Annotated in this window: 9 protein-coding genes; 4 read left to right on the top strand and 5 right to left on the bottom strand. The window is 38.7% G+C overall.

The features are described from left to right. Window positions 1-65: 65 nt before the first annotated feature. From miaB to ACE01N_RS12290, 3 genes are read left to right on the top strand one after another with little or no spacing between them, the layout of a single operon-like run. Window positions 66-1,409: a tRNA (N6-isopentenyl adenosine(37)-C2)-methylthiotransferase MiaB gene (miaB, locus tag ACE01N_RS12300; protein WP_380589213.1), complete on the top strand. Its 1,344-nt coding sequence runs from the start codon at window positions 66-68 to the stop codon at window positions 1,407-1,409. 25 nt (window positions 1,410-1,434) lie between these two features. After that, complete coding sequence (gene mtaB, locus ACE01N_RS12295; protein ID WP_380589210.1) at window positions 1,435-2,712, top strand: tRNA (N(6)-L-threonylcarbamoyladenosine(37)-C(2))-methylthiotransferase MtaB; 1,278 nt, start codon at window positions 1,435-1,437, stop codon at window positions 2,710-2,712. Between the two features lie 59 nt (window positions 2,713-2,771). After that, window positions 2,772-3,581, top strand: a complete 810-nt coding sequence (locus ACE01N_RS12290; RefSeq protein WP_380589207.1) for a hypothetical protein — start codon at window positions 2,772-2,774, stop codon at window positions 3,579-3,581. A 179-nt stretch (window positions 3,582-3,760) separates the two neighbouring features. On the opposite strand, the gene ACE01N_RS12285 is transcribed toward ACE01N_RS12290, so the two are convergent. Next, complete coding sequence (locus ACE01N_RS12285) at window positions 3,761-4,432, bottom strand: B3/B4 domain-containing protein (RefSeq protein WP_380589204.1); 672 nt, start codon at window positions 4,430-4,432, stop codon at window positions 3,761-3,763. Window positions 4,433-4,570: 138 nt separating this feature from the next. Here ACE01N_RS12285 and ACE01N_RS12280 point away from each other — a divergent pair, with 138 nt between their 5' ends. Continuing rightward, the gene (locus ACE01N_RS12280; RefSeq protein WP_380589201.1) at window positions 4,571-5,971 is read left to right on the top strand and encodes a S41 family peptidase; all 1,401 of its coding nucleotides are present in this window, start codon (window positions 4,571-4,573) and stop codon (window positions 5,969-5,971) included. A gap of 267 nt (window positions 5,972-6,238) precedes the next feature. Here the strand turns inward: ACE01N_RS12280 and ACE01N_RS12275 are convergent, their stop codons facing one another. From ACE01N_RS12275 to ACE01N_RS12260, 4 genes are read right to left on the bottom strand one after another with little or no spacing between them, the layout of a single operon-like run. Beyond that, the gene (locus ACE01N_RS12275) at window positions 6,239-9,130 is read right to left on the bottom strand and encodes a M16 family metallopeptidase (RefSeq protein WP_380589198.1); all 2,892 of its coding nucleotides are present in this window, start codon (window positions 9,128-9,130) and stop codon (window positions 6,239-6,241) included. Window positions 9,131-9,184: 54 nt separating this feature from the next. Beyond that, complete coding sequence (locus tag ACE01N_RS12270; RefSeq protein ID WP_380589195.1) at window positions 9,185-10,105, bottom strand: PorV/PorQ family protein; 921 nt, start codon at window positions 10,103-10,105, stop codon at window positions 9,185-9,187. Further along, window positions 10,102-12,786 (bottom strand): S8 family serine peptidase, encoded by a 2,685-nt coding sequence (locus tag ACE01N_RS12265; protein ID WP_380589192.1) that lies wholly within the window; start codon window positions 12,784-12,786, stop codon window positions 10,102-10,104. The genes ACE01N_RS12270 and ACE01N_RS12265 overlap by 4 nt, the downstream gene beginning before the upstream one ends. Window positions 12,787-12,792: 6 nt before the next feature. Then, window positions 12,793-13,461, bottom strand: coding sequence for a hypothetical protein (locus tag ACE01N_RS12260; RefSeq protein WP_380589189.1), 669 nt, complete (start codon window positions 13,459-13,461; stop codon window positions 12,793-12,795). Window positions 13,462-13,521 lie beyond the last annotated feature (60 nt).

The following is a 13,521-nucleotide window of genomic DNA, read 5'->3' as shown; positions in this document are numbered from 1 at the left end:
GACACCTCCTATTTCATAAAAGAGGTCTTTATTCTTAAATCTTTTGTCTTTTTATCTTATAAAAAATGAAATTTCATTTAGAAACGCTGGGTTGTCAGATGAACCTTTCCGACGGAGAGAGGGTCACTGCTGTATTTGAGGAGATGGGTTATCAATGGACGGATAAAGAAGAGGATGCCCAGGTTATCGGAATTCTGGCCTGCTCAGTCAGGCAAAAAGCCATAGACAAGGTTTATTCCAGAATTCACAAATGGAATAAATGGAAAAACAACAAAAACCTGATCACGTTTATATCGGGCTGTATTCTACCATTAGACAAAGAAAAATTTCTTGATTTGTTTGATATTGTTTTTCAGATGAGTGAACTACCAAAGCTACCGGAAATTATTGCACAATACGGTATTGTTACTCCTGCCAGTCTGAACACAAACTTTGCGTTTAAGGTCAATAATAATTTATCCAGTTTCTGGCATATTGAACCAAACTATAAATCCTCATACGAGGCTTTTGTACCGATCCAGAACGGATGTGACAAATTCTGTACATTTTGTGCCGTACCCTACACCCGTGGGCGGGAAGTTTCAAGGCCATCGGCTGAAATTCTGGATGAGATTCAGAATTTAATAGATAACGATTATAAATCAATCACGATTCTTGGGCAAAACGTAAATTCATACGGACTGGACAAAAAGGGAGAAGAACTTTCATTTGCCCAACTGCTCGAAAAAATTGGTCAGATAGGCGATGCATCCGGTAAAAAACTCTGGATCTACTTTACGTCACCACACCCCCGGGATATGCAACCAGATGTTTTCCATGTAATGGCAAAATATAAATGCCTTGCGAAACAGGTACACTTACCGGTACAGTCAGGAGACGATAAAGTTTTGATAAAAATGAACCGGAAACACAGTGTGGAGGAATATCGCAGACTGGTGGATGAAATCAGAAATATAATACCCGAAGCCACCTTATTCACGGACATAATAGTCGGATTCACAGGCGAAACAGACGAACAGTTTGAAAATACACGTAAAATCCTGAAGGAATTTCAGTACAACATGGCCTATATCGCTATGTATTCGCCGCGTCCTGGTGCTGTAAGTTCCAGATGGCAGGACGATATTCCGCTTGATACAAAAAAACAAAGACTTCATCAGCTCTCTGAAGATCTGAAAACAGTGAGTGAAACTTACAACAACACACTGGAAGGAAAAACCATAGATGTTTTAATTACGGGAAAACACCGTAAGGAAGGTTATATGACGGGACTTACGGAAGGGAAAATAAACGTTCAGATTAAAGAAGATGATCCGGGTCTGATCGGATCAATCGTAACTATAAAAGTCATCTCTTCAAGAGCATTTTCAATTGAAGGGGAACTTGTTAATGCACTTATTGCCGGTTAATACAACCGGATCAAACCAAACAAAAATGCAAAAAAAGGTAGCATTCAAAACACTTGGATGCCGTTTAAACCAGTATGAAACTGAAGCTCTGGCAACGTCATTCAACGAAAAAGGATACGAAGTAGTTGATTTTAATCATGCTGCTGATGCGTATGTAATTAACACATGTACCGTAACAGGACAGAGTGACCAGAAGTCGGGCTATTATATAAACCGCGCCGGAAAGCGCAACAACAAACCAGTTCTGGTTGTAACTGGCTGTATGGTCAATAACCATGAAGAAAGGCTGAAGGAAAGGGATGTCATCTCTTACCTCGTTAAAAACGAACATAAGACCAGTATTCCCAACTTGCTGGATGCCCATTTCAGGGGAGAAATATTTCCTGAACAGTTTCTCAAACAGGACTCATTTTCCTATGGTTCAGCCAAGCAAATGTTCCATACCCGTAGCATGATTAAAATTCAGGATGGCTGCGATAACATGTGTACTTTCTGTATTATTCCTACGGTAAGAGGAAGAGCTGTCAGCCGTGCACCCGAACAGGTGATAAGCAATATCAGACATAATCTGGAAAACGGATTTAAGGAAATTGTACTCACCGGCGTTAATATCGGCAGATACTTTTACGAAGGAAAGACCTTTGAAAATCTGATTGAAAAAATTCTGGATATGCCGGAAGATTTCAGACTGAGAATTTCGTCGCTTGAACCGGATGGTTTTACTGATCGGTTTGCTAACCTGTTTCAACACGAAAAGTTAATGCCTCACCTCCACCTGTGTTTACAAAGTGGTTCAGATAAAGTACTTCTCAGAATGCGAAGAATGTATAATGTGCAGACATATATGAATGTTATTGAAACGTTTAAAACCAGGTATCCAGATTTTAATTTTACAACTGATATCATTGTAGGATTTCCGGGCGAAACAAACGAAGACTTTAAACAAACCGTAAAAATTGCCCATCAGGCTGAATTCAGCCATATCCACACATTTAAATACAGCCGGCGGACCGGAACCAGGGCAGACAGGATGACGGATCATATTAATGAAAACTTAAAAGAAGAACGCAGTAAGATCATTCGTGATTTATCGGACGAAAACAAATTGAATTACCTGAAACGGTTCATTGGCAAAACAGAAAAACTTTTAACCGAGACACACTCAAATGAAGGGTTTCATGGATATGGAGAACATTACATTCCTATTATAAGCACCCGCGCCACTCAAAAAAACCAGATCATTGATACTAAATTAAATACTTTGACCTTCATAAACGGGGAACCTTTTCTAACAGAATATTAGCTAATTTGTAAATTATTTATTAATTTTGATTAAATTAATTTCGACAAATATTTCATATTATGAAAAATTTAACACTGCTTTTAACATTAGTGATTCTCATAGCATCCTGTACAAAAAAAGAAGATGCTTTGGTACTGCCCCCTGAAAATAGCATGGAAATGGATTTCAGTTCATTTACATCAACCAAATCAGCAGAAATTGCAGAAGGAACAATTATAAATCATGGTTATGCAGCAATAAACATTGCGTTCTGGAATACAATTCTTTATGTAAATCTTGCCGTTCCGGTTGCATCATTTAAGACCGCCTTCAGTCATGTTCCTGTCAAGACAGGTGAAAAAATGTGGGAATGGACCTATACTGTTGAAGGTTTTAGTGGAGCGTATACCGCAAGATTAACAGGAGAAGTTATGACAGATTCCGTTGAGTGGAAAATGTATGTTACAAAAACCGGAATAAATGGTTTTGATGAGTTCATGTGGTACAGTGGGAAATCAGCAACTGACAGAAGCGGCGGCTATTGGGTTTTAAACCGGAATAATGAATTCCCTGAAAAGATGTTGCGTATTGACTGGAAATACGAAAACAATGACGTTGGTGACATACAGTTCACAATTGTCCGTAAATTAAATGACTACAGAGTGCCGGAAAAGAATATGGGTGCCTATATTCATTACGGAAGAACTGAGGATTACTACAATGCCTATTATGATATCCATATTTTTAACGACCAGATTTCAGATTTTGTGGATGTTAATATTCAATGGAATCGATCCGTATTTGATGGTCAGGTTAAATCACCATCCTTCTACAAGGATGAAGACTGGCATTGCTGGGATAGTGACGGATACGATCAGGACTGTAACTAAGTATAACAGCATAAAGTGAAAAACGCCATCTGTATTTGATGGCGTTTTCTTACATTTAAGTGTAGGGTATCTGGTGTTATTTGATGTTTCAAACTTACAACCTTTTTCTGTGTTTTTTTTCACGGAAAACCATAAATGTGAGTATCACGGTTTACCGTTATTTACTCAGCTATAAACGATTAACGGTTTATAGTTAAAAAATGAATCTCTGCAGACACATATTTTTTTAAAAGAGAAACGGACCAGTTTATTGCATCGTTTAACCTATCAGTATCTCCGTCAAATGCATTTATATTCATAAGTAATAACCGGGTGCTTCCTTTAATTCTGGTACGCATCTCATCGCTGGTGGGTGTTCCTATTCCCCCAAGCTCATCCCGTAATACCGGTAGCCCCTCAATATTTAATTTCCCCCTTCCGATACCCTCATATTCTTCATTGGCTTGACCAATACCATATTTTAACGCTCCTACAACAGACTCATAATCAAAACCTCCAATTGAATAACCGGTTTTAAGGGATACGAGGTTTATTAAATCCACTAAAGTAGAAATATGGTATAGCACCTTTCCCTGAAGAATTCTTCGGTTCAACTGCTCGGCGGATGGACGGTACCGGTTGGGATCCTTACCACAAGCCTTATAAGCTTCGCGCGTTGCCTTGATAGTCGGAATATGTTTTACATTTTCAATCTTTAGCTTTTCTCTTAATTCATTCTCATATGCCTGGATTTCATTCCATAAATCCTGATTATATTCACTGTTGGTAACAGAGCAAACTATATCACCCAACATTAAATTCGGAACGGCATATCTCAAATTATCCTGAAATAAGATGACAGGGTCTTTCATTTCTTACTTTTTTGTTATTAACGACAAATTTAACCATCCTTAAATGTCTGACAAACAGGCATGACTTTTGCTTCACGTTATTTAACTTCGTTAAGTACATTTTTTTTGTAATTTAGTTCGCGCAAAATTTTTTAAATCATGAAATATTTATTTCCAGTTTTTGTGTTATTTAGTTTAATACTTTTCTCCTGTGAAAAGAAAACAAATACAGGAGACGGCGAAGTTGTTGAAATTGACACAACAGTTATAGGCGTTAACACACCGGTTAATAAGTGGATTTGGGAAGACATGGATCTCTATTATTTATGGAGAAATCTGATGCCTGATTATGCTAAAACAAATCAGGATCCATTTGATTATTTCCATTCATTGTTATACAGTGACAGAGATAAGTGGAGTTTTTTGACAGAGAACTATAAAGATCTTGTTAATAGTTTTAAAGGCATTGAAAAAGCTACGGGCTATTCACTGGCTTTATATTATAAAGATGGTAGGCATGTTGATGTAATTGGTATTGTAGAATTTGTATACCCCAACACACCAGCGGCTAGAGCTGGAATCAAGAGAGGTGATATCATTACTAAAGTAAACTCTCAGGTTATTACTGTCAACAATTATCTTGATCTGCTATATTATACCGACGACCAGGTATTGACATTCTCTCAGTACCAGGATAATTCATTAGTAGAACTTCCAAATACAAAACATATTATTGTGGAGCAAATTGTTGAAAATCCTGTCATAAAAGATACTATCTATACCATAGGCGACAAAAAAATAGGATATCTTATGTATGTCGGTTTTATCAGTGATTTTAATTCCAGTTTAAACAGTGTATTCAATCGTTTTAAAACCGGCGGCATTACTGATATGATTCTGGACTTAAGATACAATCCTGGTGGAGATCTTGGAGCAGCAAATTATATGTGTAGTAATATAGCCCCCATTTCAGCCGTTACTTCAAAAAGCAGACTCGTTAATTTTAACTGGAATTCTGATCTTCAAAGCTATTTTGAAAGTCAGGGCTCGTCGAATAATCTTTACATAAATATGACGGATACGGTTACAAATAATCTGAATTTATCAAAGGTTTATGTTTTAACAACAAATGGAACAGCTTCTGCAAGTGAATTAACAATCACAGGACTGAGACCTTATATGGATGTTATTTGCGTGGGAGATACAACCCATGGTAAATATGTAGCATCTATTACAGTTCCAAGTACGGATTTAACATGGGCTATGCAACCCATTGTAATTCAGTACTCTAATGCAAATGACTTTACAAGCTTTTACGACGGACTAGCTCCTGATTATTTAGTTAATGACAGTTACGCATATGATATAGCAGATATAAATGATCCGATGATTAGTAAGGCCATTGAAGTTATAACGGGTATTTCAACAAAAAGCGCAATACTAAAGAGTTCTGTTCAACCTGGCTCAGAACCATTTAACAGAGTTGGACGAAATCCAAGAATTCAGGATGGATTACTTAATTACAACAATAAGGATGTATTGAACAGCTTAAAGTATTAATATTTAGCCCTTTTGTGTGAATAAAATTGCATGTTTCAATAAATTGGCAGGTGGTCTATTTAGTATAAACCTGTTAATATAGTGAACAATAAAGTGCGGTAATTGCTAATGAAAAAGGAGCAAATCAGTTCCTTTTTCCAATCTGCTCCTTTATATTTTTGTTTTACTTATGAATTCCCCCTTATTAAATTAATTAAGGTGAATACTCTGCCAAATATACAGCACCATATAGTTAATATCACATATCCACATTAACATATAATCCGATCAATTGATACTAAACAATTTTTTTGAACTTAACCGCTTAATTTTACCATGGTTCTGTTCAATTTTCTTGGTATCTATCAGTTTGCGATCACCCATAATAACAATGGTTACAGGCTTTCCTTTGATTTTTTGTTCATAGAAATTTTGAATTTGCTCAAAAGTCAGTCCGTTGATTTTTTCCATATTCACCTTTGCAGGATCATCCTTATAACCGAGTTTTTCCCAGTCGGCAAAACGTTGGCTTTTTAACCGGAAAGTAGGCTTTGTTGTCAGGGCACTTTGCTTAAGATAAGTTTTAATATTATCAATACGCTCAGGATGTAAAGGCATATCTTCAAGCAACGACATGTAAAGGTCAACCGCATCGGCAACTTTGTCGGGCTGGGTACCAACATATCCAATGAAGTAGGTATTTTTATTCTCGACAGGAGGCGTTGAAACGTAACCTACCGCCGTATAAGCCATAGAATTATTTTCACGGATCTCATTCATTACCAACCCATTAAATCCTCCGCTAAAATATTGATTAAATGCTTCTATCTCCACCTCATCAGCAATGCTATAATCGAAACCATCTATATAAAAATAAATTTTTGCTTGCTGTACATCTGAGTTGGGGAGCAAATAAATAGTCTGTTCGTCGTATTTAACACGGTCTTCCACAACAGGCGATTCACTAACTTTCACTCCCTCTTTTAGCGGTAGGTTAGCTTGCAGCAACTTAGTCACCTCTTCTACCGGACGTTTCCCAACATAGTGGATATCTAATTCGTAGTCAGTAGCTCGAATTATCTCTCCTGTAAGCTCACTTATCGTCATATAATACACCTCTTCCAGTGTCAAGCGATCAATATAATCTGATTTTTGGTCATACAATGCATACTCCAACAAAGCATCACCAAGTATATCCGAACTTTTCGCCTCAAACATCAGACGGCTGGATATTTCATTCCCAACCACACGATTTAATTGCTTTTCATCTAGCTTAGGCATCAGGGTCTGACGGGTCATTAATTTGCATATTTCCTCTAAATTAGATTCTAGTCCCAACAAATTAATATAGAAATAATCGTCTGTAACACGATACGTACATGTAGCATTCAGTTTACTGAATTCACGACGCACTGACTGCGCATCCATATCCGGCATAATTCCGGCTGAGTTCATCAGATTTGTTGCATATTTTAGCTTAGGCATTTTTTTTGTGCCTATGCCATATTTCAACGTTATGGAGAAATAATCATTCATAGGATTTGAAGAGCAATAAAGCTTCACTTTATCATACAAATTCACTACTTCGACATCAGAAAAGTTATTATAAACTTCTGGCACAGGCTTCACAGGAATTGCTTTGAGGTATTCTGCATAAGCAGATGTTTTTCCCTTGGGTTGAACAATCGGTTTAATATCCGGTTTTTTTAACTTGTCTTTTTTAGGAGTCCCCACTTCTATAGAAACGGTCATATGCCCTGCTCCAATGTATTGTTTTGCAATTCTCTGAATATCTGCTTTCGTGATAGACTTTATTCTTGCGGGCGTTTGGGAGAAATAATCCAACGGCAGATTATAAGCATACAGCATCCTTAGCATTCCTACTTTACTGGTAGGGTTCTCCATCATCAATTCATAATTTCTGAGTTCACTGTTTTTCACCGATTCAATCAGCCAGTCGTCAATATCACCATTTTTCAACTTATTCACTTGCTCCATAACTAATTTTTCAGTGGCTTTATCTGAATCGTATACCCGTTGGTTCGCATCATAGTAAGGTACGGCCTGAATTAAAAAACGTCCCTGATCACGTCTCGAATCAACAGTAGCAGATGCGAGCTGAACATCACCGTCAAGTGTAATTTTATCTAAAAGTCCTGTATTCATTGAGTTGGAAAGCAAACTTGAACAAAAGTCAAGGAGGAATTCATCCTTGTTCCCTACCGGAACACCTTTATAACCCCAAATCACAGAAGGAGAATAACCCAATTTCGCTTTGTAATCCGGATTTCCGGAAAAATCGACATCCTGATAAGTAGGGCGTTCAGGTATACTTTTCGCTTCCAACCTGCCAAATTTGGCTTTTATTAATGGCTTGGCACTCTCTGCATCAAAATTACCAACTAAAATTAATGCCATATTTTCCGGTACATACCAGGTGTTATAAAACTCAATAACTTTACTCAATCGAGGATTTTTCAAATCCTCAGCCGACCCAATGATATCCCGCTCATAGGGATGTCCTTTGTATAAATGGGAGAATAGAAACTGGCTTATATGCGTATTGTTATTATCCTGATACATATTATACTCTTCAAACACATTTTCCAGCTCGGCTTGAAAAGAACGAAAAACGGGATTAATTAAACGTTCGGAATACAAATCGAGCCATTTTTCCAACTGAAACGTTGGAAAGTTGTTGTAAAAGGTTGTCATATCATAGGAAGTTCCGGCATTTAAACCTTCTCCTCCCATTCCTTCTACCAGATTGGAAAATTCACTGGTATTGGCATACTTCGCCTCCAACAATGACTCTTCGTTAATTTTTTTCTCTAAATCGGCACGAACAAGCGGATCAGAAGCTTCAGCATACTCATCATATAGCTGAATTATTTTCTCATAGTGCGGTTTTTCTTTTTCCCAATCCAATGCGCCTATTTTATGTGTCCCTTTGAACAAAACGTGTTCCATGTAGTGAGCTAACCCTGTATATTCTGAGGGTTCATCAATCGATCCGGCACGCACTGTAATCACCCCGGTAACATCCGGCTGATTTTTGTCGGGCCATAAATAAACTGTTAAACCATTATCCAAGGTATAGGTTATAAAGTCCTGAGAATAAATATTGCTTGCTACTATGCTAAACAGTGTAAATAAAAAAATTGTAAATATATTCTTCATTGCTGTATTTTATGAAATTAGAAAACTATCATCAAAAATAATTATAGAATAAGCTTATCTTGCCCATTTTAAAGAAACAAGCAAGGTTTGGCTCATTACGTTGTTATCTGGCGGAATCATATATGCAAAATCTATGGAAATTCCTGAGAAATGCAGGCCACAGCCTACAGTCGCATAGGAGGCTCCTATTTTTTCATTTTCAAAATGATAGCCCGTCCTCAAAGCCAGCAGACTATTATATACATATTCTCCCCCAATACCGCCACCTAATCCTGTGCTACCAGACACTATTTGATAATTTGCGTCTACAACACCTGTCAGCACGTGCCTGTTTGCTGCAACATAATGATAGGCAAGACCTGTATTGACCCGTGTTGGTAAACTATATTTTGAATTGCCATAATCTGCTTTTGTTCCCAGGTTAGAGAGTCCCAAACCTGCACTCAAACTGTTATTACTGTATAAAAACGATACATCGAAAGCTACAGCCGATGCTTTTTTAATACCACCCAGATCGGAACCAAGGTAACGAACTACACCACCCGCGGCTAATTTTGAATTGATTTTATAGCCAACCCCAAGTTCAAGCGCATATTCCGAAGGAGAAAAGGTGCCACTTACATAACCATTATCATCGGTTTGTTCGACATCCGGCATATTATTAAAGTGTATACCTGCTGCGATACCAAAATTATTGAACGCGGAATAACCACCAATATTTACAAGCTTATTGTTTGCATTCTGCGGCTGCCACAGCATGTATGATGCCGCGATTCCAACCGGATGTAACGCATCCTGAAATATAGCAGAAATGTTTCGCTGTGCGGCAAAAGCCGACGGCAGAACGTATCCTGCATTACCCATAGCCGCTGGCCTGGCATCCGCTACATAGTTCAAAAAAGGAACAGCCTGTCCCGACGATTGTGTAACAATAATTGTTAAGAACAGAATGCTTGTAAAAAATCGTATTCTCATAACTTGACTATCTGTTTCTTTATTTCTTTTTCGTCATATTTTATATGGACATTATAAACACCACCACTAAATACAGACATATCAATTTTTGCCGGTTCAAAGGGTGAAATATCCATCTCCGATTCGAACATTTTTGCTCCGGAATTACTATAGATTATAACCTGTGCACGCCGGTCTTCACCAGTCCGCAACCATACAAAATCTTTTACAGGATTCGGATATATATCAATAGCCTGGTTGTCGTCACGCACTAGAATGCTAAACTGCTGAGAAGCCGATTTTCCCATAGCATCAGTTGCTGTGATTGTAACCTGAGACAAACCGTAAGACAAGGATACGACGTATAAGGTTCCATTATTCTCATTAACGTTGACAACATTGGGTGCAGTATTGGTAAAGGTATAGCGTAAAAGTTCGTTATCCTGATCGTAGAAATAGTCTCCAATATCAAACGATTGCTGCCGGCCAATTGCACCAAAGTACAAATTACCAATCTGACTTACAATATTAGGATCGTGATTTGGGAAAACCTCATAATTTATTGCTTGCGAAACGAATGCGCCATATTTATCTTTCAGCGTAAGTACCATACTATGCACTCCTGATTCGGTTTTTGTACCTGTGATGGTAACCTGTGCATTTCCGTCGCCCAGATCGACGAGTTCAACGCCATCACTTACCGGTTGTAAAGTCCAGATTATTTCATGTCCATCAGGATCACTGCCAAAGAAACGCAGGACCACCGTTTCGTTCTTTTTCATTCTAACGTTAACACTATCTTCTACAACAATATCAGGTGGATTGTTCGACAGCGTAGTTTGTGTTACCTGTGCCGACAAGGAAGAAAAGTTGCCCGAGAAATCGAAGGCATTGACTGAGAAATAATATTTAGTATTAAAATCCAGTCCATTTATTTCCGCTTCATAAGTATCTCCGGCATTCAGGTCGCCTGTAGAGAAACTGCTGATCATCACATCTTGCGGAGGATTGTTTACATCAATACCAGTAAGTGGCGTTTTCCGATAATACACATTAAATCCCGAAGCCTTTCCATCATCAGGATCAGAGGGCACCGTCCAGCTAAGTGTAACGATATTGGAACGAACAGTACTGCTTACATTTCCAACACCAGAGGGTGGCGTGGTACTACCACTGGCAAGTGCTGCCTCAGCATCTACCAATCCTCCCAGTTTTCCTGCATAACTTGAATTATAACTATCAATATTTACAGCGCTATTCTCGAGCCGAGCCCGCAACATATCAGCATTGTAACCACTACGTTTAAAACGTGAAAGTACCAAAGCAGCAACTCCTGAAACATGCGGACAAGCCATGGAAGTACCTTGCATGTAACCGTATCCTCCTACATAAGTGCTGAGTATGCTATTACCCGGCGCTGCGAGGTCAACCCAGTCTCCATAATTTGAATAGCTTGCTTTTCGATAATCTTTCCCAATAGCCGAAACAGCTACTACTTTTTCGTAATTAGCTGGTGCTGCTGCAGCTCTATCTTCATTGCCTGCCGCAAATATTACAATTCCTCCACGCATTGGGCCGGTTTGCCGTCCGTTTTCATCTATTCCGGCATATTCAATAAAATAATCAATAGCAGCTTTGTCGGACCCAGGGATTTCAGTAAGTGTAGAATATCCCCAACTGTTCTGGCAAATAACAGCACCATTGTCAGCGGCATATTTAATAGCCGGAGCTCCTTTATTTCCACTGTTGTTGGCATAAGGATCGTCATCGTTCACAAAAATCTGACACGACATAAGCCGCACTCCTGTATTGCTTTGTCCATTTCCACCAGCAATACCACAAACACCTTTCCCATTGTTGTTTACGGCAGCAACGGTTCCTGCCACGTGTGTACCATGATTATGCGGAACCAGTTTCCCAATGTCGGAAACAAAATTATAACCATAAATATCATCTTTAAATCCATTCCCGTCATCATCGAGTCCTGAAGTTCCGTTTTTTTCGATTTCATTAATCCACATATTGGCAGCCAAATCTTCGTGTTCATAATCAATACCTCCGTCAATGACGGCCACCACAACATCAGGTGAACCTGTTGTGTAATCCCACGCGCCAAAAAGGTTAATGCTGGCATTTCCGTCATCGTTTTGATAATGCCACTGTTCCGGAAGTCGAGGATCGTTGAAGGATAATGTGGCAGCAGCAGTTGATTTTGTTACGTTGTTTGCTATTTCTTTCGTAACCTCAGTCATATTGTCATCTCGAAACCATGTAACTACCGGGCGATATTCTACCTTTTCTACTCCCTTGATAGCTGATAAATTCTGCCGGACTTCCCTTAGCGACACCTGTGTATCAAACTCCACATCATACCACAAATGCAGCCCTGCCTTCCGGGTACGTGCTTCAAAGCGTCCGGCTTCAGGGAAAGTACGTTTCATGGAGCGTATTTTTATTTTCTCAACAACATCCTGTGAAGGTAAGGCAGATGTTTGCCTTTTTCCACTGTGTACCGCCGCTTCCACTTTAACCGAAAGTCCTTCTGACATCAGAATACGGACAACCCCCTGCTCATATATTTGTTCCGCCTGCTGTTCACGTTGGTCTGCCAATTCCGATGTATCTTCTTCATATTGCAACAAAACATCGTTTGTACAGGCAAAAAACAAAAGCGTAATCAGCGCTAAAGAATAATATCTCATACGAACTTATTGGTTTTTTAAAAAATCCAGTAGCAACGCCAGCGACTCTGGTTGTTTCCATTTAATTTTATTTTGCTTTACAAATTGCTTAAACGCACTTTGTTTATCTTTTTCCAATTGCGACATGATGCCTTTGCGCGTTGCAGGATAACTCTTTCCAGCAATGACAATAAAATATTTTCGCGTTAACGGGAGAAGGGAACCGGCATCTTTTTTTTCTTTCAGTTCCATATGATTAACAATACTTACGCCACCAATATCCATGGAGGTTACCTTACGGGTCGCCTGAACATTTGAAGACGAGCCGTAAGCGCCACCGCTTTCCTTCAGAGCACTAAAGTCTGCCATAACAAGTTCTGCGATAAAACCCGTACTGTCTCCACTAAGGACGTGCATCAACTGATTGTTGGATACATAGTATAAATCTTTACCTATAAGTACTGATTTTATATCGTCAGAAGCAGCTTCCTTAATATCGTTATTTTCCAAGTAGTGCAACGTACTATTGACCAGATGCACATTCAGTGGTGCTCTGAGCGACTGATGATCTTTAAAGAAAACCGTACCTTCCTGAAAATCGGGATAAATATATGGCCACATCGTTGTGACTTCCTGTGCTTGGGATACAATAACACTGCACAGGGCAATGACGAAAAAAAGAACTTTTTGCTTCATGGTTTTTGTTTTTGGAGGAATATAAATATCGATCAAATATGCTAATTATTTTCAAATTAA

Origin of the sequence: Quyinboa ferrireducens (assembly GCF_042436675.1) — a bacterium.
GTDB lineage: Bacteria > Bacteroidota > Bacteroidia > Bacteroidales > UBA5342 > JBHJHP01.
The sequence above is the reverse complement of the archived record's forward strand: the minus strand, read 5'-3'. Positions and strand labels throughout refer to the sequence as shown.

What these genes read in the sequence shown, in the direction of transcription:
- ACE01N_RS12280 (WP_380589201.1), top strand. Translation starts at nt 4,571, where the DNA reads ATGAAATATTTATTTCCAGTTTTTGTGTTATTTAGTTTAATACTTTTC.
- ACE01N_RS12285 (WP_380589204.1), bottom strand. Translation starts at nt 4,432, where the DNA reads ATGAAAGACCCTGTCATCTTATTTCAGGATAATTTGAGATATGCCGTT.
- ACE01N_RS12290 (WP_380589207.1), top strand. Translation starts at nt 2,772, where the DNA reads ATGAAAAATTTAACACTGCTTTTAACATTAGTGATTCTCATAGCATCC.
- miaB (WP_380589213.1), top strand. Translation starts at nt 66, where the DNA reads ATGAAATTTCATTTAGAAACGCTGGGTTGTCAGATGAACCTTTCCGAC.
- ACE01N_RS12275 (WP_380589198.1), bottom strand. Translation starts at nt 9,130, where the DNA reads ATGAAGAATATATTTACAATTTTTTTATTTACACTGTTTAGCATAGTA.
- ACE01N_RS12265 (WP_380589192.1), bottom strand. Translation starts at nt 12,786, where the DNA reads ATGAGATATTATTCTTTAGCGCTGATTACGCTTTTGTTTTTTGCCTGT.
- ACE01N_RS12260 (WP_380589189.1), bottom strand. Translation starts at nt 13,461, where the DNA reads ATGAAGCAAAAAGTTCTTTTTTTCGTCATTGCCCTGTGCAGTGTTATT.
- ACE01N_RS12270 (WP_380589195.1), bottom strand. Translation starts at nt 10,105, where the DNA reads ATGAGAATACGATTTTTTACAAGCATTCTGTTCTTAACAATTATTGTT.
- mtaB (WP_380589210.1), top strand. Translation starts at nt 1,435, where the DNA reads ATGCAAAAAAAGGTAGCATTCAAAACACTTGGATGCCGTTTAAACCAG.